Genomic DNA, 25,964 nt, shown 5'->3' with positions numbered 1-25,964 from the left:
AACGATGAAGTCTGGCTGAATCCGGAACGGAAACCGCCAGAGCAATTAAGAAAAGCCGCATGACTTGACGCGACATCTTTGTTGACAACTACCGCTATCGTCGAGCCAAACTTTCTCAAAGTGGGCAAGTTTGAGAAGTTTCAAGTAGCTTTCGAACTAACTGTAATCAACCCCGCCTTTCTCCAGGCCTGAACCCACCTGCCGCCGCGATCGATTCAATTATTGAATCAGACACGACAGCATTTGAATTGCTCGGGAATCGATCCCGGTCCTATGATGGCTCTGCCGCGCCGATATTCACTGGCGCCGGCTGCGTACGGATGACAAACAATCCGGCCATATCACAGGAGACAAGCATGAAACAACTGGCAGCGCTGGCGCTGGCCTGCGCCGGCACCGTCGCCCATGCGCAGGCGTCCGTGACCTTCTACGGCATCGTCGACGCCGGCATCATCGTCGAAGATGGCGGCGCGAACGGGCGGATCACCAAGGTCACGAGCGGCGTCGGCGCCGCCTCGCGCTTCGGCTTGCGCGGGGTGGAGGACTTGGGCGACGGCGTGTCGGCCTTTTTCACCCTGGAGGGCGGCGCCAAGATCGACACCGGCGAAATCGACGCCGCCGGCACGATCTTCAACCGCCAGTCCCTGGTCGGCCTGCGCGGCGGCTATGGCGCGGTGGCCCTGGGCCGCCAGTACACGCCCTACCACACCGCGATGGTGACCATCGTCGATCCGTTCAGCACCGGCTACGCGGGCAGCGCCAAGAGCCTGTTCCCCCACAACGGCGCCAATATCCGCACCAGCAACACCATCACCTACGCGACACCCAGGGTGAACGGCTTCGACGCCGAGCTGGCGTACAGCGTCGGCGAACAGGACGACTCCTCGGTGGGGCGCCAGTTCGGCGGCGCGGTCGGTTACGCCGCCGGCCCGCTGGCGCTGCGCCTGGTCTACAACAACAAGAACACCGATGTCCCGGCCAGCGGCGCCACGCCGGCCGTGGAACGGACCCTGGGCCGCAACTACCTGCTGGCCGCATCGTACAAGCTGGCGCGCGTCAAGCTGCATGCGGGGTTCAGCGTCGACAAGGGCTTCAATGCGGCGCCGCTGATCAACCCGAACAATCCCTACGGCGGGACCAGGCCGACGCCGTCGACCGACGGCCGCAGCGTCCTGCTGGGCGTGACGGCGCCGATCGGCGCCGGCACCCTCATGGCGTCGGTGCTGCACAAGGACGACCGCACGGCATTCAACCAGGACGCCAATGCCTGGGGCATCGGCTACCTGTACGCGCTGTCGAAACGCACCGGCCTGTACGCGGCCTATGGCCACGTCGACAACCGCAACGGCGCCGGCTATACCATTGCGAACAATACCGAAGCGGGCAGCGGCGACACCGGCTACAACCTCGGCATGCGCCACAGCTTCTGATCACGCTTGAATACGCTTGAATACTTATAACGAGGAGACATCATGAGAATGAATACGACCGTATCGTCCCTGCTGCTGGGCCTGGCGTTGATGGGCGGCGCGCAGGCCGCGCCATTTCCGAGCAAGGCCATCAACGCCGTCGTGCCCTTCCCGTCCGGGGGATCGACCGACGCCATCGCCCGCGCGATCGGCCCGAAAATCAGCGCGACGCTGGGCCAGCCCTGGGTGGTCGACAACCGTCCGGGCGCCACCGGCGCGATCGGCGCCGGCTACGTCAAGCGCGCGGCTCCCGACGGCCATACGCTGATGGTGGCCTCGATCGCGGTGTACTCGGTCAATCCCCTGCTCCAGAAGCGGCTGCCCTACGATCCATCGAAGGACTTCGACCTGTTGACGGTGGCGGTGCAGGCCCCGAACGTGCTGGTGACGAATGGCACCGTCCCCGCCAACACGGTGGGCGACTTCATCGCCTACCTCAAGAAGCATCCCGGCAAGGTGACCTTCGCCACCTCGGGCGCGGGCAGCTCTGACCACCTGACTGCGGCGCTGTTCTGGCAAAAGACCGGCACCTCGGGGCTGCACGTGCCCTACAAGGGCGGCGCGCCGGCGATCACCGACCTGCTCGGTGGCCATGCCAACGTCTCGTTCCAGAACATCAACGTCGTGCTCGGCCATATCAAGTCCGGCAAGCTCAGGGCCCTGGCCGTGACCGGCGCCAACCGGTCGGCGGCGCTGCCCAACGTGCCCACGCTCGCCGAATCGGGCGTCAAGGACGTCGACGTGTATTCGTGGCAGGCCATCGCCGCGCCGAAGGGATTGCCGAAAGACGTCAAGGCCAGGCTGCACACCTCCATCGTGAACACGCTGCGCGACCCGCAGATCAAGGACAAGCTCAGCGAGCAGGGGTTCGAGATCGTGGCCTCGTCGCCCGAACAGTTCGCCAAGTTCCAGGCCCAGGAACTGGCGCGCTGGCGCGACGTGATCACCAACGGCAAGATCGAGATCGACTGATCCGGCGCCAGCGCTTTTTCCTGAACCTCCACTTTTTTGACCCGTACATCATGCGCAACCCGAATCCGAATGCCCCCGTCGTCACCAGCCTGCGCGTCGTCCCGGTCGCGGGGCAGGACAGCATGCTCCTGAACCTGAGCGGGGCGCACGGCCCCTGGTTCACCCGCAACATCGTCATCCTGACCGACAGCGCCGGCAATACCGGCCTGGGCGAGGTGCCCGGCGGCGAGGCTATCCGCCAGACCATCGAGGATGCCCGCCCCTTCATCATCGGCGCGACCCTGGGCGACTACAACAAGGTGCTGGGCGCCATGCGCAGCGCCTTCGCCGAACGCGACCAGGGCGGCCGCGGCCTCCAGACCTTCGACCTGCGCACCACGATCCACGCCGTCACGGCCGTGGAATCGGCGCTGCTCGACCTGCTCGGCCAGTTCATGGGCGTGCCGGTGGCGGCGCTGCTGGGCGACGGCCAGCAGCGCGACGCGGTCGAGATGCTGGGCTACCTGTTCTATGTGGGCGATCGCAAGCGCACGCCGCTGGCCTACCGCAGCGAGCCGGACGCCGACAACGACTGGTATCGCCTGCGCAACGAAGAAGCGCTCACGCCCGAGGCCATCGTGCGGCTGGCCGAGGCCGCCCAGGCGCGCTACGGCTTCAATGACTTCAAGCTCAAGGGAGGCGTGCTGTCGGCCGACGAAGAGATGGAAGCGATTGTCGCCCTGCACGAGCGCTTCCCCCAGGCGCGCGTGACGCTCGACCCCAACGGCGGCTGGCTGCTGGCCGACGCGATCCGCGTGTGCCGCGACAAGCACGGCATCCTGGCCTATGCCGAAGACCCGTGCGGCGCCGAGAACGGTTTCTCGGGACGCGAAGTGATGGCCGAATTCCGGCGCGCGACGGGGCTGCGCACCGCGACCAACATGATCGCGACCGACTGGCGCCAGATGGCCCATTCGATCCAGCTGCAGTCGGTCGACATCCCGCTGGCCGACCCGCATTTCTGGACCATGCAGGGTTCGGTCAGGGTGGCCCAGCTGTGCGAGATGTTCGGCCTGACCTGGGGTTCGCATTCGAACAACCACTTCGACATCTCGCTGGCGATGTTTACGCACGTCGGCGCCGCCGCGCCGGGCAGGGTCACCGCGATCGACACCCACTGGATCTGGCAGGACGGCCAGCACCTGACCAAACGTCCCCTCACCATCGAAGGCGGCATGGTGCAGGTGCCCCGGCAGCCGGGCCTGGGCATCGAACTCGACCCCGACAAGCTGGAACTGGCGCACCAGGCCTACAAGAACATGGGGCTGGGGGCGCGCGACGACGCGGTCGCCATGCAATACCTGGTGCGCGACTGGAAGTTCGACAACAAGCGCCCCTGCCTGGTGCGTTGAAGCCGTGGCCCGGCGCGTGCGCCGTCTTTAGCGCGGGGCTAGAACAGCTCCAGGTTCGGCGAGGGCGGCGGCGCCGCGCGCTTCGGCGCCAGCGGCGCCGGCCACGCCTTCATGGCCTCGGCCGGGTAATGGCGCAGGAAGCTGCGCGCGACGTCGGTGTCGCGGCAGGCCAGCCAGTCCCCCACCTCCTCCTGCGCCAGCAGCACCAGCGAGCGCTTCTCGTCGCCCGGCTTGTGCATGCGCCGCATCAGCGGATGGTCGTCGGCATTGATGGTGATCTGGGTGAAGGCGGTCGACATCTCCCCATCGGCCTCCTGCCATTCGCGCCACAGGCCGGCCACCCAGAACATCGACTCGTCGGCCATGCCGATCGCGGTGCGCTCGGCGCGTCCGCTCTCGTAGCACGGCTCGTAGAACCACAGCATCGGCACCGCGCACAGCTGCAGGCGGCGCCACGCAGGGGCGAACGAGCGCCGCTCGAGCAGCGATTCGGCGCGCGCATTCATGGTGTCGAAAGGCTTGACCTCGGGCGGGATGTGGCGCCGCGGCACCATGCCATAGCTGGCCACGCAGGCGCCAGGCGGCAAGCCGGGCGCCGCGCGCAGGATCGGCGCCGCGTAATCCTTCCAGGTTTCCTCGGGCCAGTGCCAGTCGCGCGGCAGGATGCTGAAGGCGCCAATGCGGCCGTTGAATTGCTCGGGCGTCGGAGGACGATAATTTACGCACATGAAAAAGACCTGGAAATTGTTGCCTAAAAATAACAGTGCCAGCGAACATGGCGTTCCCCATGATAACTGAAGTGTAAAATGCGTCGTTCACCTTTTAGCAATCGCACCGATGCCGCCAGCCAGCCTTCCCTTCCTGCCCGCCACTGACGAGACTTCGCGACTGATTCTGGCCTTCCCCTGGGACACCACGAGCCTGGGCCCCATCGAAGGCTGGCCGACCGTGCTCAAGACCACGGTGGCCCTGATCATGGCCACCCCGGCGCCGATCGTGACCTTGTGGGGCGAGGACGGCTACATGATCTACAACGACGCCTACCGGGTGTTCGCCGGCGGGCGCCACCCGGTGCTGCTCGGCTCAAAAGTGCGGGAAGGCTGGCCCGAGGTGGCCGACTTCAACGACAACGTGATGAAGGTGGGCCTGGCCGGCGGCACCCTCAGCTACCAGGACCAGGAACTGACCCTGCACCGCAGCGGCCAGCCCGAGCAGGTCTGGATGAATCTCGACTATTCGCCGATCCGCGACCAGGACGGCGCCATCGCCGGCGTGATGTCGGTGGTGGTGGAAACGTCGAGCAAGGTCAAGGCCGAGCGCCATGTGCGCGCCGAGCGCGAGCGCCTGAACACGATGTTCGAGCAGGCGCCCGGCTTCATCTGCCTGCTGGACGGCGCCGAACACCGCTACTCCCTGGCCAACGAAGCCTACCGCGCGCTGACCGGCAACCGCCCCCTGCTCGGCATGCCGGTGGCGCAGGCGGTGCCGGAACTGGCCGAGCGCGGCATCGTCGAGGTGCTCGACCGCTGCTTCGCCGAAGGCACGACCTTCCGCGCCGAGGGCGTCGAACTCACGCTGCGCAATCCCGGACTGGACGCGCCGGCGCACTTCTTCATCGACTTCGTGCTGCAGCCGCTGCGGGACGCCAATGGCGCGGTGTTCGCCACCTTCGTGGAAGGCAACGACGTCACAGAGCGGGTGAGCGCCGAACGCGCGCTGCGCGCCAGCGAGGCGCGCTTTCGCACCTTCGCCCAGGCCATGCCCAACCACGTGTGGGCGGCGCACGAGGACGGCAGCGTCGAATGGATCAACGACCGTGTGCACGAATACGCCAATGCCGGCGCCGCGCCCCAGACCCTGCTGGGCCATGGCTGGAGCCCGCTGGTGCATCCGGACGACGAGCCGCGCTACCGCGCGCTGTGGGACGCCAGCGTGGCGTCCGGCGCCCCGCTCGACGCCGAGATCCGGCTGCGCCGCCACGACGGCGACTACCGCTGGCACCTGGTGCGCGCGCGGCGCGAGCCGGGCGAGGCCGGCGACGGCGCGCTGTGGATCGGCAGCAGCATCGACATCGAGGACCAGAAGCGCGCGAGCGACGCGCTGGCCGCCGTCAACGCCACGCTCGAGGAACGGGTCGAGCGCCGCACGGCCGAGCGCGACCGCATGTGGCGGCTGTCGAAGGACATCATGCTGGTGGCCGACTTGCAGGGGACCTTGTCCGCCGTGAACCCGGCCTTCACGACCATCCTGGGCTGGCTTGAATCCGAGGTGCTCGCAACTCCTCTGCTCGACCTGGTGCACCCGGACGACCGCGAATCCACCACGCGCCAGATCGAGGTGCTGCGCCTGGGCGGCCAGGTTTACCGCTTCGAGAACCGCTATCGGCGCAAGAACGGCAGCTGGTGCAACCTGTCCTGGACCGCCTCGCCCGACGACCAGTACATCCACGCGGTGGGCCGCGACATCAGCACCGACCTGGCCCGGATGGAGGCCATGCGGCGCACCGAGGCCGCGCTGCAGCAGGCGCAGAAAATGGAGACCATCGGCAAGCTGACCGGCGGCGTGGCGCACGACTTCAACAACCTGCTGCAGGTCATCGGCGGCAACCTGCAGCTGATCGCGCGCCGCGCCGACGGCCTGCCCGAGATCAAGAAGCGCGTCGAGAACGCCATGAACGGCGTCGAGCGCGGCGCCAAGCTGGCCAGCTCCCTGCTGTCGTTCGCGCGCCGCCAGCCGCTCGAGCCGAAGGCGGTCAAGATCGGCCGCCTGCTGGCCAGCATGGAAGACATGATGCGGCGCGCGCTGGGCGAGGAGATCGACGTCGAGATGGTGATCTCGGGCGGCCTGTGGACCACCGAGGTCGACCCGGCGCAGCTCGAGAACGCGATCCTGAACCTGGCGATCAACGCCCGCGACGCCATGGACGGCGCCGGCCGGCTCACCATCGAGGTCGCCAATGCCGCGCTGGACGCCGCCTACTGCGCCGCGCACACGGAGGTCGCGCCCGGCCAGTACGTGCTGCTGGCCGTGAGCGACACCGGCAGCGGCATGCCGCAGGAAGTCATCGACCAGGCCTTCGAGCCCTTCTACTCGACCAAGCCCGAGGGCAAGGGCACCGGTCTCGGTCTGTCGATGGTGTATGGCCTGGTCAAGCAGTCGGGCGGCCACGTCAAGATCTACAGCGAGGTCGGCGAAGGCACCACGGTCAAGATCTACCTGCCACGTTCGCTGCAGGCCGAGGACCACGCCGGCGAGCAGCTGGCGCAGCCGGCGACCGGCGGCCACGAGACCGTGCTGGTGGTCGAGGACGACGAGCAGGTGCGCCTGACCGTGGTCGACATGCTGGCCGACCTGGGCTACCGGGTGCTGCGCGCCGGCGACGCCGCCTCGGCCCTGACCGTGATCGACAGCGGCATCCACATCGACCTGCTGTTCACCGACGTCGTGATGCCGGGTCCCCTGCGCAGCCCGGAGCTGGCGAAGAAGGCGCGCGAGCGCCTGCCGAACGTCGCGGTGCTGTTCACCTCGGGCTATACCGAGAACGCGATCGTGCACGGGGGGCGCCTCGATCCGGGCGTGGAACTGCTCGGCAAGCCCTATACCCGCGACGCCCTGGCGCGCAAGATCCGCCATGTGCTGGCCAACCAGCAGCAGAAGAACGCGGCCCTGCAGCCGGCGGACGGCGCCGCCGCGCCGGCCGGCTCGAAGGCGCGCGTGCTGCTGGTGGAAGACGAGGACGACATCCGCGAGAACACCGCGGAACTGATGCGCATCATGGGCTACGAGGTGCTGGAGGCGGCCAGCGCCGAGGCGGCGCTGGCGCTGCTGGAGCGGCGGCCGGACGTCGTGCTGACCGACCTGCAGTTGCCGGGCCTGGGAGGCGAAGCGCTGGCGCATACGGTAAGGCAAAGATTGCCGCGCGCGCGGGTCGCCTTCATGAGCGGGGCCAGCCACGCGTCGAGCGTGGCCGACGCGCTGCTGCCCAAGCCCTACGACGCCGGACAGCTGCAGGCGCTGCTGGAAAAGCTGGCCTGATCCGGGCGTTCAGGCGTCGCGCCGCATATCGTCCGGCCGTTCACGCGCTGTAGCTGGGGCGATGGATGGCGCTGGCTGTCGTGCACGGTGGCGAGCAAACCGGAAAGCCGGCGCCACCGGCAAGGAATGGTGTTCCAATTGTGCTGCATAACAACGCCACCGCAAGTTACAATAAAGAAACGGATTATCGAGTTTCGCTATCGCAAATTGTGAGAATTTGATAGATTGTTGACTTGCCCGTGCGTATTTGTTGCGCATGTCGGCATGCCTGTATGATGCCCGCTTGGCATGCTTGTCCATCCGGCAAGCATGCTCTGCGCGTTGTTGCCGGCCTTGCCGGCGGGGCACTTAACCATATGCACACCTGAATCCATGAAATCGCACAGCAGTCCATCGCCGGGGCAGCCAGATCCCGCTTCCTCGGAAGTTTGTTCGACCAAGGAGGCCGCAAGCCTGCTCGGCGTGTCGCACCGCACCGTGCAATTGTGGGTGGAGGGCGGCGTGCTGCAGGCATGGAAGACGGCGGGCGGCCACCGCCGCATCCTGCTCTCCTCGGTGCACCGGCTGGTGGCCCAGCGCAACCAGGCGGTGACGGGCGGCGCGGCCGCCAGTTCGCCGGCCGCGCCGGCGGCGCCCTCTTCGGCGCGCCGCATCGTGATGGCCGACGACGACGCCACCCTGCTGCGCCTGTACGAGCTGGAAATCTCGGGCTGGGGCCTGGATGCCGAGCTGATCAAGGCGCGCGACGGCTTCGACGCCCTGATCCGCATCGGCGAAGCCAAACCCGACCTGTTGATCAGCGACTTGAACATGCCGGGCATGGATGGTTTCCGCATGGTACGCACGCTACGCGCCGACCCGCGTTATGGCAAGATGGCCATCATCGTCATCAGTGGGCTGGACCGGGCAACGATCGCTTCGATGGGTTTACCGTCCGACATACCGGTGTTCTCCAAACCGGTGCGTTTCCCCGAACTGCGCGCCAGGGTCGAACAGATCCTCGGCACCAGCGAGCGAGCCATGGAGACTTAACCAGGACCAAGAAGAATGCGACACGAGCCGCACAAGACCGTTCGTACCGCCTTGCCCGATCCCCAGCCCGACGCCGCGCGCGTGCGGGCCTTGCACGAGCTGCAACTGCTCGACACCCCGCCCGAGGAACGCTTCGACCGCATCACCCGCCTGGCCTGCCGCCTGCTGGGCGTGCCGATCTCGCTGGTCGCCCTGGTCGACGCCGAGCGCCAGTGGTTCAAGTCGCGGGTCGGCATCGAGATTGCCGAAACCTCGCGCGCCGCCTCGTTCTGCACCCACACCATCCAGCACGCCGACGGCCTGGTGATCGAGGATGCCCGGCAAGACCCGCGCTTCGCCGCCAATCCCTTCGTGCTGGGCGAGCCGCGCGTGCGCTTCTATGCCGGCATCCCGCTGGCCGCGCCCGACGGCAGCCGGATCGGCGCCCTGTGCGTGATCGACAGCCAGGCGCGCCAGTTCGACCAGGACCAGATGGCGACCCTGCGCGACCTGGCGGCGATCGCCGGCGACGAGCTGCGCGCGCGCCCGGCCGGACGCCCGGCGCCCGAAGGCTGGGAAAAAGCCCTGGTCGCCCACTTGCCGGACGGAATCCTGATGCTCAACGTCCATGGCGTGATCGTCGCCGCCAACCCGGCCGCCGAAAAGATCTTCGGCGCCAGCGGCGCCATGCTGGCCGGCCGCCCGCTGGCCGAACTGCTCGACGAAGACCTGGTGAGCCGGCGTCGCGCCGGCCTGCTGGTCGAGGGCGCCCCCTATGAGACCGGGGCCAGGCGCCTGGACGGCAGCCGCTTCCCGGTCGAGTTCTCGTATTGCCGCATGGCCTGGGCCGCGCGGCCGAAATTCGCCGTCACGGTGCGCGACATCACCCAGCGCCGCGCCCAGGAAGAACGCGCACGCGCCACCGACGCGCGCCGGCGCCACCACTTCGCCACCGCCACCCATGAGCTGCGCACTCCGATGTCGAGCGTGCTGGGCTTTTCCGAGCTGTTGCTCAAGCGCGACTTCGACGCCGCCACCCAGCGCGAGCTGGTCGAGATCATCCACCGCGAGTCGGCGCGCCTGGTCGACCTGGTCAACCAGTTGCTCGACCTGGCGCGCATCGAGGCCGGCGGCGCAGCCGAGCTCAAGCTCTCCGCGGTCGCGCTGCCGGCGCTGGTGGAGCAGACCCTGGCCAGCCTGGAAGGCCTGGGCCAGGCGCACAGGGTGCGCACCGACCTCGCGCCCGGCCTGCCGCCGCTGGCGGCCGACGCGCAAAAGATGCAGCAGGCGCTGACCAATATCGTCAGCAACAGCATCAAGTATTCCGCGCCCGCCACCCCGATCGCGATCAGGGCCTGGCTGGAACGGCGCGACGGGCGGTCCATGGTCGCGATCCGGGTGCGCGACCAGGGCCTGGGCATGACGCCCCAGCAGCAGGCCCAGGTGTTCGATGCCTTCTACCGGGTCGACCGCGAGTCCGGCGTGCCGGGCAGCGGCCTGGGCATGACCATCCTCAAGGAAATCGTCGACCTGCATGGCGGCCAGATCGTGCTCGAATCGCAGTTCGGCGTCGGCACCGAGGTCACATTGTACTTGCCTCCCGTCCTCACCGAAGAAGGAGTCGGCTGAGGCGGTTGTACCGCCCGCGCCACACCTGCCCCATCCTTCCTCGGTTTGCTCAGCGGTAATTCGGCCGGCCCGTGCTTTGTCCTTGACAGGCAAATGTGAAACGGTAAAATCAGTAAATATGAAAACCGCCGATCAACGAGTTACCGAAGGACGTTCATTCGACCGGGCCGCCTACTGCACCACCAGGCAGGCCGCCGAGCGGATCGGCGTATCGCACCGCACGGTGCAGATGTGGGTCGAGAACGGCACCTTGCAGGCCTGGAAGACGGCGGGCGGCCACCGCCGCATCGCGCTCGACTCGGTCGCACGCCTGCTCGACGAACGGCGGGCCGCCCTGAGCGGCGCGAGCGCAGGGCCCCGGCCTGCGCCGCGATCTGCGCCGCGATCTGCGCCAATTCCGCGTCCGATCGTGCTGGACGGCGCATCCGGCGGCGCCGTGCGCAGCGTCCTGATCGTCGACGACGACGCCATGCTGCTGCGCCTGTATGAGCTGGAGATCTCGACCTGGGGCCTGGGCCTCGCGGTGCGCAAGGCCAGCAACGGCATCGAGGCGCTGGTGCGGATCGGCGAAGCGCGGCCCGACGTGCTGGTGAGCGACCTGCACATGCCGGGCCTGGACGGCTTCGGCATGATCCGCTCCCTGCGCGGCAATCCAGCCACCGCCAGCCTGCCGCTGGTGGTCGTCAGCGGCATGGACAAGCCGGCGGTGCTGGCCCTGGGCCTGCCCGAGGACGTCGCATTCCTGACCAAGCCGGCCCCGCTCGCGGCCCTGCGCGCCGCGGTCACCGCGCGGCTGCCGGCGACACCCTGAACCCGGTCGCACCCGCCACCGCAAGCTCAAGAAAATGAACGAGACGCCCCACCTTCCCGCTTCCCCGCCCGCCGACGAGGCGCGCCGCCTGCAGGTCTTGATCGACCTGGACCTGCTCGACTCGCCGCCCGACGAGCGCTTCGACCGCATCACGCGGCTGGCCGCGCGCCTGTTCGGCGTGCCGACCGCGCTGGTCAGCCTGATCGACGCCGAGCGCCAGTGGTTCAAGTCGCGCGTGGGCATGGCGCTGGAGCAGACGCCGCGCGCGGCCTCGTTCTGCGCCCACGCCATCCTGCAGGACGACGTGATGGTGGTGGCCGATGCCTGCAAGGACGCGCGCTTCGCCGACAGCGCGCTGGTGCGGGGAGAGAGCGCGGTGCGCTTCTATGCCGGCTCGCCGATCGACATCGGCGACGGCACGCGCATCGGCACCCTGTGCATCATCGACCGCGTGCCGCGCGAATTCGGCCCCGACGAACGCACCCTGCTGCGCGACCTGGCCGGCATCGTCGCCAATGAAGTCGCCGCCCTCGAACTGAAGGCCGTGGCCGAGCGCGAACGGCGCAATGCCCAGACCGTGCGCGCCCTGCTCGAACACCTGCCGGACGGCGTGCTGCTGTTCGACGCGGCCGGCACGATCCAGTCGTGCAACCCGGCCGCCGAACGCATGTTCGGCGCGCCTTGCAAGGTGCTGGCCGGGGTGCCGCCCAGCACCCTGATCGGCATCCAGCCCAAGCCGGTGGCGCGGCATGAAGGCAATGGCCGGCGCCCGGACGGCAGCATCTTCGCGGCCGAGGTCTCGATCGCCGAGATGACGCTCGACGGCCAGGGTTACCTGGTAGCCACGGTGCGCGACGTCGCCTGGCACCGCGCCGAGCAGGAGCGCGTGCGCGAGGCCAACCGGCGCCGCTACGAGTACTTCCGCACCGCCAGCCACGAGCTGCGCACGCCGATGGCCAGCATCCTGGGCTTTTCGGAATTGCTGCTCAAGCGCGACTTCGACGCCGCCACCGGCCGCGAGCTGATCGACATCATCCACCGCCAGGCCACGCGCCTGATCGGCCTGGTCAACCAGATGCTCGACCTGGCGCGCATCGATTCGGGCGGCTCGGACCAGATGCACCCGGGGCCGCTCGACCTGGCCCAGGTGCTGGAGCAAGTGAAAGCCGGGATCGAGGATGCGGCGCAGGCCCGCCGCATCGTCCTGCGGCCGGCGCCGGACCTGGCGCCGATCGTGGCCGACCCGCAGCGCGTGCAGCAGGCGCTGGCCAATATCGTGGCCAATGCCCTGGCCTATTCGGCGCCCGACAGCCAGGTCGAGATCGGCATCGGGCCCCAAGCGCGCGACGGCCGCCCGGGCGCCGCCGTGACCGTCAGCGACCGCGGCGTCGGCATGACGCCTGAACAGCGAACCCAGGTGTACGACGCCTTCTGGCGCGCCGGCGCCCTGCCCGACGTGCCGGGCAACGGCCTGGGGATGACCATCGTGCGCGAGATCGTGGCGGTCCACTGCGGCCTGGTGGAAATCGCCTCGAACCCCGGGGACGGCACCCGCGTGACCGTCTGGCTGCCGCGGGACGGCGTGCCCGCCGACCCGGAGGCCGCTCGATGACGCGCCGCATCCTCGTCGTCGACGACCAGCCCGACCTGCGCCTGTTGATCCGCCTGACCCTGCGCGCGCTGGGCGAGGTGAGCCAGGCGTCCAGCGCCGAGGCCGCGCTGGCCGAGCTGGCGCGCTGCGTGCCCGACCTCCTGATCCTGGACGTCTGGCTGGGCGAAGGCATCAGCGGCCTGGAACTGTGCCGCAAGCTGAAGGACGCGCCTGCGACCGCCGGCATGAAGATCATGCTGCTGTCGGCCTGCGGCCAGCAGAGCGACGTGGCGGCCGGCCTGGCCGCGGGGGCGGACTACTACATGGTCAAGCCCTTCAGTCCGGAGGCGCTGGTGGAGGCTGCCGCCGGCCTGCTCGCGTAGGGTCGACGGCTCCAATACTTTCAGGGAGACGCATCGTGGGCAACCAAGGCAACCACCACCAGATCGACAACATCGAATTCAACGTCGCCGACATCACCCGCAGCAAGGCCTTCTATGGCGAGGTGTTCGGCTGGTCCTTCGTCGACTATGGCCCCGGCTATACCGAGTTCCGCGACGGCCGCCTGGCCGGCGGCTTCACGACCGACGGGCCGGTGCGCGCGGGCGGCCCGCTGGTGATCCTGCACTCGAACGACCTGGAAGCGACCCAACGCCGGGTCGTCGACGCCGGCGCCCGCATCAGCAAGGACATTTTCTCGTTCCCCGGCGGACGGCGCTTCCATTTCATCGATCCGGACGGCTACGAGCTGGCCGTGTGGACGGCCGACGCCGGCGCCTGACACGGCCTTCAGGCCGCGAGCGCGCGCTCCGACACCCTCGAGGGCAGGTCGACGTGGAAGCACGTGCCGCCGCCCGCGCGGTCCTCGAACGACAGTTCGCCGCCATGCTCGACCATGATCTGGCGGCTGATCGCCAAGCCGAGCCCTGAACTGGTCTTGCGGTCCGAGCCCGGATCGGCCTGGGCGAAGCGCTGGAAGATGCGCGCGCGAAATTCCGGCGGGATGCCCGGCCCGCGATCGGCCACGCTGATGCGCAGGCCGCGGCTGCTGCGCGCCAGCGTGACCTCCACCGCGCCCTGGGGCGGCGAATACTTGAGCGCGTTCGACAGCAGGTTCATCAGCACCTGGGTGATGCGGTCGCGGTCGACCTCGGCCGGCTGCCGCTCCAGGCCCGCTTCGCAGCGGCTGCGCAGTTCGACCCCGGCATCCTGGGCCTGGACCCGCATCGCGCCGAGCGCGTCTTCCACGATCGGCATCAGAGGCTGGGGCCTGGGCACGGCCGACAGGCGGCCCGATTCGATCTTTTCCACGTCCAGCATATCGCTCACCAGACGCACCAGGCGTTCGCAGTGGCGGTGCGCGATCTCGACCAGTTCCTGGATCTCGCCATCGATCGTCCCGGCCGCGCCGCTCTTGAGCAGCGAAAGCGAGGCGCGCATCGAGGTCAGCGGCGTGCGCAGCTCGTGCGAGACGGTGGCCACCAGCTCGTTCTTCATCTGATCGACGCGCTTCCTGAGCGAGACATCGTGCAGGAAGATGCTGAAGAAGCTGCGCTCGCCGATGCCGGCGATGCCGGCCGTCATCTCGATCGCGAATTCCTCGCCCTGGCGCGTGCGCACGGTGCGCTCGACGCGCCGGTTCAGGGCGCCTGTGTGGCCGGTGGTGCGGAACTCGACGATGGCGCGCCGCAGCGAGTCGTGGTAGCGCTGCGGCAGCACCAGTTCGGCCAGCGGACGCCCGATCGCCTCGTGGCGGCGCCAGCCGAACATGCGCTCGGCCTGGGTATTCCAGTCGGTGACGACGCCGTCCAGGTCCATGCCGATGAAGGCGTCGTGGGCAGTCTCGATGATGGTGTTGATGTGCTGCGCGTTCTGCTGAACGATGGCGAGGGCACTCGCCAGCTCCTGGGTGCGCTCGGTCACCCGCTGTTCCAGCGTGTGGTTGAGTTCTTCCAGCTCGCGCCCGCGCCGCACCAGGTCGGCCAGCAGCGTGTTCAGCGCGCTCGACAGGCTGCGCACCTCGTCATACGAACGCTCGTCGGGCACTAGGGGCGCGGCGCCGCCGCGGCGGATGCGGTCGGCATAGGCCTGCAGGTTCTTGATCGGATGGGTGATCCAGTTCGCCACCAGCGCGCCGGCGGTCGAGAACAGCACCGCCAGCCCCACCCCGGTCCACAACGCGTACTGGCCGAGCCGGTGCACCGGCGCATAGGCATTGCCCGCCTCCTGGCGCAGCAGCACCGTCCAGCCCAGGCCGGGATAGTCGGCATAGCCGTCGGTCTGGCTGTAGCCGACCAGGTATTCCCTGTCATCCGACCAGCGCTCCAGCACGTAGCCGATGCCGCGCTCGGCGCGCGCGCGGCGCAGGCTGGCGGTGTCGATGGTCGTGCCCTGCAGGCCGGGCGGGCCCAGCAGCACCAGGCCCTTGGTATCGACGATCAGGGCGTCCACCCGACGCCCGGCCTGGATCGGCTCGATCACCGAGCGTTCGACGTCGTGCGCCCACTGCCATGACAGGTGGGCCCCCAGCACCGCGCGCGGCTGCCCATCGGGAGCCTCGATCGGAAACGCGACGTCGACAAAGCGCTGCGGCTCGCCATTCACTGAAGGCAATAGCTTGGCGAGCAGCAGCGCCTCGTGCACGTCGCCGATGTGGGTGCCGGCCAGCGCGTTGGCGAACCACGGCCGCGCCGCCACATTGGCGCCCTCGAGCAATCCGCGCGCGGCCACTTGCACCCGGCCGTCCACGGTGGCGATCCCCAGCCAGCTGTAATAGCCATAGCTGCGATGGGCGTCGTCGAGCATGCGGCGCTGCGATTCCAGCGTCGCATGCGGCCCCAGGTCGGCGATGCGCCGCGCCAGCAGCTTGACCTCGCGGTAGCGCTCATACATGCCGCGGTCGAGCTTGTCCGCGGCCTGCTGGGCCAGCTCGCCCAGGCCGAAGCCGATGCTTTCGCGCACATGGTCGCGCGCCTGGTTCTGGACCAGGGCGACCAGGATGATGGTGAGGACGGCGCACAGAACCGAGGTTGCGAGCGCCATGTAGCCTGCCAGTCCGCGGGGAAGCAGGGTGCGCGGCAGATTCCGGACAATTGGCATACGCATCAACGAGAACTTGTATGGGATATGTAACCGGTCGATTTTACGTGAATAGTTGCTCTACGAGAACTCGTGACAGGCCCTGTTCAATATCTTCCGTGGCCTGTTCGCCACGGCCGGATCAGTTTATTGACATTCTAGCTTGTCAGAAGTGCTAGCTCACCGGCAACACTGGTTTTGACCCGCAATTTCTTTCGGTAGCAGCCCGGGATTGACCAGGATTTCATGTGTCATCCCGGTGCACGATCGCCGCACCTGCTGCGGGTCGCTGCATGGCCCCGACTTGATCCGGTCGACACCGCTCGCTGGACAATACGGAACAATCGGTGTTGCCGGCGATTTCACCCATGGTCCCGGCGCTCCCACTCACCATGCCGAAAGGACACACGATGGCCACCTTCACCACCCGCGACGGCGTCGACATCTATTACAAGGATTGGGGCCGCGGCCGGCCGGTCGTGTTCTGCCACGGCTGGCCGCTGGGCGCCGACAGCTGGGAAGCGCAGATGCTGCACCTGTCGCACAACGGCTTCCGTACGATCGCACACGACCGGCGCGGACACATGCGCTCGAGCCAGCCGTGGGACGGCAACGATATGGACCATTACGCCGACGACCTGGCCCAGTTGCTCGAATTGCTCGACCTCAATGACGTCTGCCTGGTCGGCTTTTCGACCGGCGGCGGCGAGGTGGCGCGCTACGTCGGCCGCCATGGCACCGGCCGCATCGCCCGGCTGGCCCTGATCGGCGCCGTGCCGCCGCTGATGGTGCAGCGCCCCGACAACCCCGACGGCGTGCCGCGCGAGGTGTTCGACGCCATCCGCGCCGGCCAGCTCGAGAACCGCGCCCAGCTCTACCTCGACATCCCGTCCGGCCCCTTCTATGGCTTCAACCGGACGGGCGCGACGCCATCGCCGGGATTGATCCAGTCGTGGTTCCTGCAGGGAATGCTGGGCGGGCACAAGAATACCTACGATTCGATCGCGGCGTTTTCCGAGACCGACTTCCGCGACGACCTCAGGAAATTCGACAAGCCGACGCTGATCATCCACGGCGACGACGACCAGGTGGTCCCGATCGACGTCGGCGGCCGGGCTTCGGCGCGGCTGGTGCCGCACGCGACCTTCATCGCCTATGCCGGCGCGCCGCACGGCTTGACCGAGACGCACAAGGACCGGGTCAATGCCGACCTGCTGGCCTTCGCGCGCGGCGAAACCGTGGGCCACTAAGCTGGATACTCCCCCATGCCGGACCACGCAGGCAAGATACTCCCCCTCCCTGCTGCGGCGCGAGCGTGCAGGACGCGCCGCAGGTCGTGCGGTAAATTGCTATCGCTCAGCCGTTAGCGGCGCGACAAGAAAATCTATCGCTCATCCATGGCCATTCTGGCACACGGGAAGGCACATTAACTAAAATTAATCATTCGCACACCCCGTCTTAAGCCTGCGCCGGGCATGATCGAAGGTTGGGAAAATATCGCTCTCAACCTTGCAATCCGGATCCAACCACATGCCCTCGACCACTTCCTCACGCCGGCGCCAGCCGGCCCTTGGCGCCGCCGCGCTGGCGGCGCTGCTGCTGTCCGCCTGCGCCAAAGACCCGAAACCCGTCGCGCCCGCCGTTCCGGAGGTGGCCGTCCTGACGATGAACACGTCCAACGTGGCGCTCAACATCGCCCTGCCGGGTCGCACCGCGCCCTTCCTGCTGGCCGAGGTCCGGGCCCGGGTCGACGGCATCGTGCAGGAGCGCCGCTTCAGGGAAGGGGCCGACGTCAAGTCGGGCGAGCCGCTGTACCTGATCGATCCGGCGCCCTACCGCGCCGCGCTGGCCAGCGCCGAGGCCGAGCTGCAGCGGGCCCAGGCCACCCTGGCCAGCAATACCTCCCAGCTCAAGCGCAACCAGGTGCTGGTGAAGGAAAACGCTGTCAGCAAGCAGGAATTCGAAAACGCGGAAGCCGCCCAGCTCGAAGCCGCGGCCGACGTCGCCGCCGCCAAAGCCGCCGTCGAGAGCGCCCGCATCAACCTGGGTTACACCAGCGTCAGCGCGCCGATCACCGGCCGCAGCAGCGTATCGGCGGTGACGCAAGGCGCTTACGTCCAGGGCAGCGCCGCCACCCTGATGACCACCATCCAGCAGATCGACCCGATGTACGTCGACCTGCAGCAATCGAGCGTCGACGGCCTGCTGCTGCGGCGCGAGATCGCCGCCGGGCGGGTGCGCATGGACGGCGCCAACGCCGCCAGGGTCAGCCTGACCCTGGAGGACGGCAGCACCTACGCTCGCAGCGGCACGCTCGAGTTTTCCGGCGTGACGGTCGACCAGGCCACCGGCGCGGTCACCCTGCGCGCGCGCTTCCCGAATCCCGACAAGCTGCTGCTGCCCGGCATGTTCGTGCGCGCCAGCGTCAGCCAGGGCGTGCGCCAGTCGGTGATGCGGGTGCCGGCGCCGGCCGTCTCGCGCACCCCGCAGGGCACCGCGACCGTCATGATCGTGGACCGCGAGAACAAGGCCCAGCTGCGCACCGTGCGCACCGGCGCCCTGGTCGACGGCTACTGGCTGATCGACGAAGGCCTGAAGGAAGGCGAACGCGTGGTGGTCAGCGGCACCCAGAAGCTGCGTCCCGGCACCGTGGTCAGGATCGGCGCGCCGTCGGTGCCCGCCAGCCAGGCGCCGGCGGCGCCGGCCACCGCCGCCGCCGGCACTGCCACGGCCGCAGCGCGCCAGGGATAAGCGACGATGCCAAAGTTCTTCATCCAGCGTCCGATCTTCGCGATCGTGATTTCCCTGTTGATCATGCTGGTCGGCGGGATCGCCCTGTTCAAGATGCCGGTCGAGCAGTATCCGCCGGTGTCGCCGCCGTCGGTGCAGATCCAGGCCACCTTCCCCGGCGCCTCGGCCGACACCATGCAGAACACCGTGGTCCAGGTGATCGAGCAGCAGATGACGGCGATCGACAACCTGCTCTACATGCAGTCGACCAGCGACGACACCGGCCGCTCGACCACCACCCTGACCTTCACCGCCGGCACCGATCCCGACATCGCCCAGGTGCAGGTGCAGAACAAGCTGCAGACCGCGGTGCCGCGCCTGCCGAGCGAGGTGCAGCAGTCCGGCCTGCAGGTGACCAAGTCGACCTCGGACTTCCTGATGGTCGCCGCCTTCGTGTCGGACGACGACAGCATGACCAAGTTCGACATCGCCAACTACGTGGCCTCGAACATCCAGGATCCGCTCAGCCGCATCCCGGGCGTGGGCAGCATGAACCTGTTCGGCACCCAGTACGCGATGCGCGTCTGGCTCGACCCGGTCAAGCTGACCAGCTACCAACTGACCCCGCTCGACGTGGCCGACGCCATCCGCGCCCAGAACGTGCAGATCGCGGGCGGCGCGCTGGGCGGCCTGCCGGCCGTCCCCGGCCAGATGCTCAGCGCCACCATCAACCAGGCCACCATGCTGCGCACGCCCGACGAGTTCAAGCGCATCCTGCTCAAGGTGCAGCAGGACGGCTCGTCGGTGCGCATCGGCGACGTGGCGCGGGTCGCGCTGGGCCCCGAGAACTACAACGTCGACGTGCGCCTGAACGGCAAGTCGGCGTCGGGCCTGGGCATCCAGCTGGCGCCGAACGCGAATGCTCTGGAGACCGCGGAACGGGTGCGTGCGCGCCTGGAAGAGCTGGGCCAGTTCTTCCCGCCGGGCCTGCGCACGGTCTACCCGAACGACGTCACCCCCTTCATCGAGGAATCGATCAGCGGCGTGGTGCACACCCTGATCGAGGGCATCGTGCTGGTGTTCCTGGTCATGTACCTGTTCCTGCAAAACTTCCGCGCCACCCTGATCCCGTCGATCACGGTGCCGGTGGTGCTGCTGGGCACCTTCGGCATCATGGCGGCGCTCGGCTTCACCGTGAATACGCTGTCGATGTTCGGCCTGGTGCTGTCGATCGGCCTCCTGGTCGACGACGCCATCGTGGTGGTCGAGAACGTCGAGCGCGTGATGCACGAGGACGGCCTGGGGCCGAAGGAAGCGACCATCAAGGCGATGGGCCAGATCACCAGCGCGCTGATCGGCGTGGCCCTGGTGCTGTCGGCGGTGTTCGTGCCGGTTGCCTTCTCGAGCGGCACGGTGGGCGCGATCTACCGCGAATTCTCGCTGACGGTGGTGGCCTCGATGCTGCTGTCGGCCTTCATCGCGCTGACGCTCACGCCGGCCCTGTGCGCGACCATGCTCAAGCCGGTCGATCCGAACCACCATGAAAAGAAGGGCTTCTTCGGCTGGTTCAACCGCTCGTTCGACAACACGCGCGACCGCTACCTGGGCGGCGTATCGCGCATCCTGAAACGGCGCGCCCTGTGGATGGTGGTGTACCTGGTCATGGTCGGCATCGTGATCGCCCTGTTCCTGCGCCTGCCGGGCGGCTTCCTGCCCAAGGAAGACCAGGGCTTCATGTTCGTCCAGGTGCAGACCCCGGCCGGCAGCAGCCAGGAAATCACCGGCCGCGTGCTGGAAGAGATCAGCCAGTACCTGCTGAACGAAGAAAAGGCGGTGGTCGAGGCCACCTTCATGACCAACGGCGCCTCTCAGCCGCAGCGCGGCCAGAACCAGGGCCGCCTGTTCGTGCGCCTGCGGCCATGGGACGAGCGCAAGGGCGACGAGCTGGGGGTGTCGGCGCTGGCCAGCCGCATCAGCGCGCGCTACGCCAATTTCCAGGGCGCGGTGATCAATACCGTCGAACCGCCGTCGATCCGCGGCCTGGGCTCGGCCACCGGCTTCAACCTGCAGCTGCAGGACCGCGGCGGCCTGGGCCACGAGGCGCTGGGGCAGGCGCGCGACCGCCTGCTCGAGCTGGCCGCCAAGGACCAGCGGCTACAGCGCGTGCGCTTCTCGGGCCAGGCCGACAACGCCACCTACAAGATCGACATCGACCGCGAAAAGGCGGCGGCGCTGGGCGTCGACCTGACCCAGGTCGACCAGATCTTCTCGACCGCCTGGGGCTCGCGCTACATCAACAACTTCCTGGACACCGACAACCGCATCAAGCGCGTCTACATCCAGGCCGACGCCCAGTTCCGCATGAACCCGGACGACCTGCGCCACCTGTACGCGAGGAATGGCGACGGCGCGATGGTGCCCTTCTCGTCCTTCGCCACCGCGCGCTGGACCTGGGGCTCGCCAGCGATGGCGCGCTACAACGGCATCGAGTCGGCCGAGATCCAGGGCCAGCCGGCGCCGGGCTACAGCACCGGCGAAGCGATGGCCATCATGACCGAGCTGGTGGGCCAGTTGCCGCAGGGCATCGGCTACGAATGGAGCGGCATCTCGCTGCAGGAATCGCAGGCCGGCGCCCAGGCGCCGCTGCTGTACGCGCTGTCGATCCTGGTCGTGTTCCTGTGCCTGGCGGCGCTGTACGAAAGCTGGGCGATTCCGATCTCGGTGATCATGGTGGTGCCGATCGGCGTGCTGGGCGCGCTCGGCGCGGCGACCGCCTTCGGCATGGAAAACGACGTGTTCTTCCAGGTGGGCCTGTTGACCACCATCGGCCTGTCGGCCAAGAACGCGATCTTGATCGTCGAATTCGCGCGCGAGCTGCAGATGCAGGGCATGGGCCTGGTGGAGGCGGCGCTGGAAGCGTCCAAGGTGCGTCTGCGCCCGATCATCATGACCTCGATGGCCTTCATCCTGGGCGTGACGCCGCTGGCGATTTCGAGCGGCGCCGGTTCGGGCAGCCAGAACGCGCTGGGCATCGGCGTGATCGGCGGGATGATGACGGCGACCTTCCTGGCGACCTTCCTGATCCCGCTGTTCTACGTGCTGGTCGCGGGCCGCTCGAAGCCGCCGGTGGCCCACACGCCGCCGCCCGCGCCGGCGCACGCGCCGAAGGCCGAGGCCGAGGCCGAGGCCGAGGCAGCGGATACAATGCCGACTTCCCAATGAGACTGCCGTGAAACTGTTACTCGTCGAAGACAATGAACGCGTGGCCCGCTTCGTCAAGAAGGGGCTGACCGAGGCCGGCCATACGGTCGACCACGCCGACAATGGCCGCGACGGCATGTACCATGCCGTCAGCGAGCCCTACGACGCGATCGTCATGGACCGCATGCTGCCGGGCGGGATTGATGGCCTCGGCATCATCGAAGCCCTGCGCCAGCAGGGCAACCGGGTGCCGATCCTGATCCTCTCGGCGCTGGACGGCGTGGACGACCGCATCCGCGGCCTGCGCGCCGGCGGCGACGACTACCTGACGAAACCGTTCGCCTTCGGCGAGCTGCTGGCGCGGCTCGACGCCCTGCTGCGCCGCTCGCAGAGCCAGGCGGTGGAAACCGTGATGAGCCTGGGCGACCTGTCGGTCGACATGCTGGCGCACCGCGTCACGCGCGCCGGCCGCCCGGTGGCGCTGCAGCCGCGCGAGTTCAAGCTGCTCACTTACCTGCTGCGCCACGCCAACCAGGTGGTGACGCGCACCATGCTGCTCGAGAACGTGTGGGATTACCACTTCGACCCGCAGACCAACGTCATCGACGTCCATATCAGCAAGCTGCGCCAGAAGATCGACGCGGGCTTTGCGACGCCGCTGCTGCGCACCGTGCGCAACGCCGGCTACATGCTGACCGACCAGCCGTGAGACACGTCCTTTGAACCTGCGCCTGCCCAGCTTTTCCGCCCGCACCATCGCGATCGGCTACGCCGTCGTCACCCTGCTGGTGCTGGCGATGTTCGCCGCGCCGCTGTGGTTCGCCTGGCACAAGAACATCGGCGAGGTGCGCACCCAGTTGCTCAAGTCGGACGCCCGCCACCTGCGCAATCTGTTCGAGCGCCAGGGGCCGCCGGCGCTGGCGGCGGCGATCGACAGCCAGGTCCATGGCGTCAACGACGGCGTGCGCAAGATCATGCTGTTCGTGGCGCCCGACGGCGCCAAGCTGGCCGGCAACCTGCCGGAATGGCCCGAGGGCGTGCCCGAGCGCGATGGCCTGTGCCAGGTGACGATCCGGGTCGACGACAAGCCGCGCAACGTGGAGCTGGTGCGGGTGACGCTGGAAGACGGCTATTCTCTCCTGGTGGCCAGCAACCTCGATCGCTTCCAGCAGCTCGAGCGCCTGTTCGCCTATGGCCTGCTGGGCTGCGCGCTGGCGGTGCTGGTGGGGGCGGCGCTGGGCGGCGTCCTGATCCGGCGCGCGCTCCTGGGCCGGGTGCAGCGCATCAGCCAGACCACGGCCTCGATCATCGAAGGCAAGCTATCGCACCGCCTGGTGGAGCCGCGCGACGGCGACGAGCTGCAGCAGCTGACCCGCACCGTGAACCGCATGCTGGACCAGATCGAGCACCTGGTGACCGGGGTGCAGGACGTCTCCAACGCGATCGCGCACGACCTGCGCACGCCGCTGTCGGAGCTGCGCGCGCGGCTCGAGGAACTGTCGGTGGCGCGTCCGCCGAGCGAAGAAGCCTTCGCCGAGATCGACGCCGCCATCGACGACGTCGATCGCGTGATGGGCATCTTCAACGCGCTGCTGAGGCTTAGCGAGATCGACAGCGGCAGCCGGCGCGGCGGTTTCGTCGAGGTCGACCTGGCCGCGCTGGGGGCCGAGGTCACCGAGTTCTATGGCCCGGTGGCCGAGCTGAAGGACATCGACCTGGGCTTCGACGCGCCCGAGGACTTGCGGGTGGTGGGCGACCCGGTGCTGCTGGCCCAGGCCCTGGGCAATATGGCCGACAACGCATTGAAATACGCGCCGGTGCGTGGCGCGATCGCGATCACGGCGCGCCGCATCGATGCCGAGCGGGTCGCGGTGGTGGTGGCCGACAACGGCCCGGGCATTCCGGAACACGAGCGCACGCGCGTGATCGAGCGCTTCTACCGGGTCGACGCCAGCCGCGGCACGCCGGGCGTGGGCCTGGGCCTGAGCGTGGTCTCGGCCGTCGCGCGCCTGCACGGCGGCAGCCTGACGCTGGAAGACAACCATCCGGGCCTGCGCGCCACCCTGCTGTTGCAGGCCAATCCGGCTGCGCAAACCTATTGAGGCTTTATCTGGAAGCAGCGCCTGCGCGTTCGAGGATGGCATCGATCGAGGCGCGCGCCTCTTGCATCACCCTGGGCACGTCGACGCCGAGCAGGCGGCCGCCGCGCTTGAGAACGACGCCGTCGACGATCACCGTGTCGACGTTGGCCGGCGTGGCCGAGTACACGATCAGGGCGTAGGGATCGGCATTGGCGGCCAGGGACATGTTCAGGGCGCCGGTATCGAGCAGGATCAGGTCGGCGCGCTTGCCGGGCGTGATCGAACCGATCTGGTCGTCCATGCCGATCGAACGCGCCGCCTCGATGGTCGCCAGTTCGAGGATGCGGCGCGGCGCGACCGCCGTTTCCTTTTTGGCGGCACCCGATTCGGTGAGCGCAAGCAGGCGCATATTGGCGAACAGGTCGGCGCTGCCCGCCAGCGCCGTGCCGTCGATGCCCAGGCCGATGCGACCCACGGCCGCGTAGTCGCTGAGGACGGTCAGGCCATAGCCGACGCGCTGCTCGGTGACCGGCGTCAGCGAGAGCGCGCTGCCGGCCTGTCGAAATGCCGCCAGCTCGGCGGGCGTGGCGCCGGTGGCGTGCACGATCTGCACGTCCTCCCCTAACAGGCCGCTGGCGGCCAGGGCGCCGTTGCGCTTGCCGCCGGAATGCACCGAGACCGGCAAACCGAGCTTGCGCGCGGCCGCGATCTCGCGGCGGCCGGTCGCGGCCACGTCGGCCTTGCCCTCCCCCACGCCGCGCCAGCCCAGCCCCAGCGTGACCCGCCCCGGCCGCGCCCGCGCCGCCGCGGCGGCGAGCAGGTCGAGGTCGACGCTCTCGGCCGGCCCCAGGTCGTCATGCGCGCCAGCGAGCAACCGGGCGCGGATGCCGCTTTGCAGCAACGCCTGTTCGGCCGCCTCGAGGTGCGCCGGGCTGCGCAAGTTGTGGAAGAAATCGACGGTGGTCGTGACGCCCGAGGCCAGAGTCTCGATGGCGCCGACATAGGTGCCGATGCGAACGTCGTCCGGCGTGTAGTGCCGCCCCAGTCGCTTCTTGAGCGCGAAATAGTCGGTGTCCGGCGTATTGCGAAACTGCCCGCGCGCCGCGCTCAGCCACAGGTGGTTATGGGTGTCGACCAGTCCCGGCAGCAGGATCATGCCGCGCGCATCGATCCGCTCGGCCCCGCCGCCTCGAGCTCGGGCCCGACAGCGACGATCCTCCCATCGCGCACCAGCACGTCGGCCTCGCGCCGGTCGCCCTGCTGCGGATCGAGGCTGACGACATGCGCATTCTGGATCAGCAAGGCCCGCTGCTGTCCCAAAGCGCCCTGGCACGACGCAAACAAGAAAGCGAGCACGACACAATGCAAGAGACGCGACATGGCAATTTCCAGGCAATGAGACTGCACCCATTCTACAAGCCAATACCGCCGAGCCGCGCGCGCTTACAAGCGCACTAATGAGGGTCAGAGTAAAATTGTTTGACAACTTCAGTAAATCAATTGGTCAATAATTCGACTCGGACCCTAATTATTGGGCAATATCTCTGGTCTAGCTGAGAAATCGATGTCGAACTGATCGGCAATCTAAGAAATTGCTCGATAAATCGACGCTGACCCTCATTATTCGCGCCCTATTGAACGCCATTTTTATTGCAAACGCAGAACTAATTAGAATGGAGAACGATATTCATCGCTGATAGCGCTCGCACGGGCCAAAAATAAAGAGGGTCAGTGTCGAATTGTTTGCCAATTTTTGAAAATCAATTGGCTAATAATTCGACTCTGACCCTCTTTATTTCGCTGCCTGATTACAGACAGCTGCTCATTGAGAATAGCTGCCGATCAAGCGGAGAAATTGCTCAATAATTCTACTCTCGTATATTGAAGGTGCCGCGGCGGAGCTGGTCTATGATGGCGACGAAGCGGTCGGGCGGAGTGATGCCGAACGACTCGAGTGCCGTTGAG

19 protein-coding genes are annotated in these 25,964 nt (G+C 67.8%); 15 read left to right on the top strand and 4 right to left on the bottom strand.

The genetic code is table 11. The features are described 5' to 3' along the window. Positions 1 to 356 precede the first annotated feature (356 nt). From ABIB42_RS25155 to gudD, 3 genes are read left to right on the top strand one after another with little or no spacing between them, the layout of a single operon-like run. Positions 357 to 1,430, top strand: a complete 1,074-nt coding sequence (locus ABIB42_RS25155; RefSeq protein ID WP_005667176.1) for a porin — start codon at positions 357 to 359, stop codon at positions 1,428 to 1,430. A gap of 42 nt (positions 1,431 to 1,472) precedes the next feature. After that, complete coding sequence (locus tag ABIB42_RS25150; protein ID WP_429249181.1) at positions 1,473 to 2,441, top strand: Bug family tripartite tricarboxylate transporter substrate binding protein; 969 nt, start codon at positions 1,473 to 1,475, stop codon at positions 2,439 to 2,441. A 50-nt stretch (positions 2,442 to 2,491) separates the two neighbouring features. Beyond that, positions 2,492 to 3,832: a glucarate dehydratase gene (gene gudD, locus ABIB42_RS25145; protein ID WP_429249180.1), complete on the top strand. Its 1,341-nt coding sequence runs from the start codon at positions 2,492 to 2,494 to the stop codon at positions 3,830 to 3,832. Between the two features lie 38 nt (positions 3,833 to 3,870). On the opposite strand, the gene ABIB42_RS25140 is transcribed toward gudD, so the two are convergent. Beyond that, positions 3,871 to 4,560, bottom strand: coding sequence for an SOS response-associated peptidase family protein (locus ABIB42_RS25140; protein ID WP_184238640.1), 690 nt, complete (start codon positions 4,558 to 4,560; stop codon positions 3,871 to 3,873). A 109-nt stretch (positions 4,561 to 4,669) separates the two neighbouring features. Between ABIB42_RS25140 and ABIB42_RS25135 the strand changes: the two genes are divergently transcribed. From ABIB42_RS25135 to ABIB42_RS25105, 7 genes are all read left to right on the top strand, one after another. Next, positions 4,670 to 7,867, top strand: a complete 3,198-nt coding sequence (locus ABIB42_RS25135; RefSeq protein ID WP_429249179.1) for a PAS domain S-box protein — start codon at positions 4,670 to 4,672, stop codon at positions 7,865 to 7,867. A gap of 372 nt (positions 7,868 to 8,239) precedes the next feature. Continuing rightward, positions 8,240 to 8,899: a response regulator gene (locus tag ABIB42_RS25130; RefSeq protein ID WP_005667170.1), complete on the top strand. Its 660-nt coding sequence runs from the start codon at positions 8,240 to 8,242 to the stop codon at positions 8,897 to 8,899. Between the two features lie 15 nt (positions 8,900 to 8,914). Continuing rightward, complete coding sequence (locus tag ABIB42_RS25125; RefSeq protein ID WP_005667169.1) at positions 8,915 to 10,507, top strand: sensor histidine kinase; 1,593 nt, start codon at positions 8,915 to 8,917, stop codon at positions 10,505 to 10,507. Between the two features lie 118 nt (positions 10,508 to 10,625). After that, positions 10,626 to 11,318, top strand: a complete 693-nt coding sequence (locus ABIB42_RS25120) for a response regulator (RefSeq protein ID WP_005667167.1) — start codon at positions 10,626 to 10,628, stop codon at positions 11,316 to 11,318. A 34-nt stretch (positions 11,319 to 11,352) separates the two neighbouring features. Beyond that, the gene (locus ABIB42_RS25115) at positions 11,353 to 12,930 is read left to right on the top strand and encodes a sensor histidine kinase (RefSeq protein ID WP_273036447.1); all 1,578 of its coding nucleotides are present in this window, start codon (positions 11,353 to 11,355) and stop codon (positions 12,928 to 12,930) included. Beyond that, on the top strand, positions 12,927 to 13,292 hold the full coding sequence (locus ABIB42_RS25110) for a response regulator transcription factor (RefSeq protein WP_005667165.1): 366 nt from the start codon (positions 12,927 to 12,929) through the stop codon (positions 13,290 to 13,292). The genes ABIB42_RS25115 and ABIB42_RS25110 overlap by 4 nt, the downstream gene beginning before the upstream one ends. Before the next feature lie 35 nt (positions 13,293 to 13,327). Continuing rightward, positions 13,328 to 13,690 carry a VOC family protein gene (locus tag ABIB42_RS25105; RefSeq protein WP_005667164.1) on the top strand — a complete coding sequence of 121 codons (363 nt, stop codon included), beginning with the start codon at positions 13,328 to 13,330 and terminating at the stop codon, positions 13,688 to 13,690. An 8-nt stretch (positions 13,691 to 13,698) separates the two neighbouring features. On the opposite strand, the gene ABIB42_RS25100 is transcribed toward ABIB42_RS25105, so the two are convergent. Beyond that, positions 13,699 to 15,951 carry a sensor histidine kinase gene (locus ABIB42_RS25100; RefSeq protein WP_229409794.1) on the bottom strand — a complete coding sequence of 751 codons (2,253 nt, stop codon included), beginning with the start codon at positions 15,949 to 15,951 and terminating at the stop codon, positions 13,699 to 13,701. Positions 15,952 to 16,355: 404 nt separating this feature from the next. Here ABIB42_RS25100 and ABIB42_RS25095 point away from each other — a divergent pair, with 404 nt between their 5' ends. From ABIB42_RS25095 to ABIB42_RS25075, 5 genes are all read left to right on the top strand, one after another. Beyond that, on the top strand, positions 16,356 to 17,237 hold the full coding sequence (locus ABIB42_RS25095; protein WP_229409793.1) for an alpha/beta fold hydrolase: 882 nt from the start codon (positions 16,356 to 16,358) through the stop codon (positions 17,235 to 17,237). A 280-nt stretch (positions 17,238 to 17,517) separates the two neighbouring features. Then, entirely contained in the window at positions 17,518 to 18,738 is a 1,221-nt protein-coding gene (locus ABIB42_RS25090; protein ID WP_429249178.1) for an efflux RND transporter periplasmic adaptor subunit, read from the top strand. Between the two features lie 6 nt (positions 18,739 to 18,744). After that, on the top strand, positions 18,745 to 21,939 hold the full coding sequence (locus ABIB42_RS25085) for an efflux RND transporter permease subunit (RefSeq protein ID WP_429249177.1): 3,195 nt from the start codon (positions 18,745 to 18,747) through the stop codon (positions 21,937 to 21,939). Between the two features lie 7 nt (positions 21,940 to 21,946). After that, positions 21,947 to 22,627, top strand: a complete 681-nt coding sequence (locus ABIB42_RS25080) for a response regulator transcription factor (protein ID WP_005667157.1) — start codon at positions 21,947 to 21,949, stop codon at positions 22,625 to 22,627. Positions 22,628 to 22,637: 10 nt separating this feature from the next. Beyond that, entirely contained in the window at positions 22,638 to 24,020 is a 1,383-nt protein-coding gene (locus ABIB42_RS25075; RefSeq protein ID WP_313634250.1) for a sensor histidine kinase, read from the top strand. A 4-nt stretch (positions 24,021 to 24,024) separates the two neighbouring features. Here the strand turns inward: ABIB42_RS25075 and ABIB42_RS25070 are convergent, their stop codons facing one another. Beyond that, positions 24,025 to 25,155 carry an amidohydrolase family protein gene (locus ABIB42_RS25070; RefSeq protein WP_005667155.1) on the bottom strand — a complete coding sequence of 377 codons (1,131 nt, stop codon included), beginning with the start codon at positions 25,153 to 25,155 and terminating at the stop codon, positions 24,025 to 24,027. Beyond that, complete coding sequence (locus ABIB42_RS25065) at positions 25,152 to 25,379, bottom strand: hypothetical protein (RefSeq protein ID WP_005667154.1); 228 nt, start codon at positions 25,377 to 25,379, stop codon at positions 25,152 to 25,154. The genes ABIB42_RS25070 and ABIB42_RS25065 overlap by 4 nt, the downstream gene beginning before the upstream one ends. Positions 25,380 to 25,964: the final 585 nt, after the last annotated feature.

The sequence above is a fragment of the Massilia sp. UYP32 genome (assembly GCF_050434365.1).
GTDB lineage: Bacteria > Pseudomonadota > Gammaproteobacteria > Burkholderiales > Burkholderiaceae_D > Telluria > Telluria timonae.
The sequence above is the reverse complement of the archived record's forward strand: the minus strand, read 5'-3'. Positions and strand labels throughout refer to the sequence as shown.

What these genes read in the sequence shown, in the direction of transcription:
- ABIB42_RS25155 (WP_005667176.1), top strand. Translation starts at nt 357, where the DNA reads ATGAAACAACTGGCAGCGCTGGCGCTGGCCTGCGCCGGCACCGTCGCC.
- ABIB42_RS25150 (WP_429249181.1), top strand. Translation starts at nt 1,473, where the DNA reads ATGAGAATGAATACGACCGTATCGTCCCTGCTGCTGGGCCTGGCGTTG.
- gudD (WP_429249180.1), top strand. Translation starts at nt 2,492, where the DNA reads ATGCGCAACCCGAATCCGAATGCCCCCGTCGTCACCAGCCTGCGCGTC.
- ABIB42_RS25140 (WP_184238640.1), bottom strand. Translation starts at nt 4,560, where the DNA reads ATGTGCGTAAATTATCGTCCTCCGACGCCCGAGCAATTCAACGGCCGC.
- ABIB42_RS25135 (WP_429249179.1), top strand. Translation starts at nt 4,670, where the DNA reads ATGCCGCCAGCCAGCCTTCCCTTCCTGCCCGCCACTGACGAGACTTCG.
- ABIB42_RS25130 (WP_005667170.1), top strand. Translation starts at nt 8,240, where the DNA reads ATGAAATCGCACAGCAGTCCATCGCCGGGGCAGCCAGATCCCGCTTCC.
- ABIB42_RS25125 (WP_005667169.1), top strand. Translation starts at nt 8,915, where the DNA reads ATGCGACACGAGCCGCACAAGACCGTTCGTACCGCCTTGCCCGATCCC.
- ABIB42_RS25120 (WP_005667167.1), top strand. Translation starts at nt 10,626, where the DNA reads ATGAAAACCGCCGATCAACGAGTTACCGAAGGACGTTCATTCGACCGG.
- ABIB42_RS25115 (WP_273036447.1), top strand. Translation starts at nt 11,353, where the DNA reads ATGAACGAGACGCCCCACCTTCCCGCTTCCCCGCCCGCCGACGAGGCG.
- ABIB42_RS25110 (WP_005667165.1), top strand. Translation starts at nt 12,927, where the DNA reads ATGACGCGCCGCATCCTCGTCGTCGACGACCAGCCCGACCTGCGCCTG.
- ABIB42_RS25100 (WP_229409794.1), bottom strand. Translation starts at nt 15,951, where the DNA reads ATGGCGCTCGCAACCTCGGTTCTGTGCGCCGTCCTCACCATCATCCTG.
- ABIB42_RS25095 (WP_229409793.1), top strand. Translation starts at nt 16,356, where the DNA reads ATGGTCCCGGCGCTCCCACTCACCATGCCGAAAGGACACACGATGGCC.
- ABIB42_RS25090 (WP_429249178.1), top strand. Translation starts at nt 17,518, where the DNA reads ATGCCCTCGACCACTTCCTCACGCCGGCGCCAGCCGGCCCTTGGCGCC.
- ABIB42_RS25085 (WP_429249177.1), top strand. Translation starts at nt 18,745, where the DNA reads ATGCCAAAGTTCTTCATCCAGCGTCCGATCTTCGCGATCGTGATTTCC.
- ABIB42_RS25070 (WP_005667155.1), bottom strand. Translation starts at nt 25,155, where the DNA reads ATGATCCTGCTGCCGGGACTGGTCGACACCCATAACCACCTGTGGCTG.
- ABIB42_RS25065 (WP_005667154.1), bottom strand. Translation starts at nt 25,379, where the DNA reads ATGTCGCGTCTCTTGCATTGTGTCGTGCTCGCTTTCTTGTTTGCGTCG.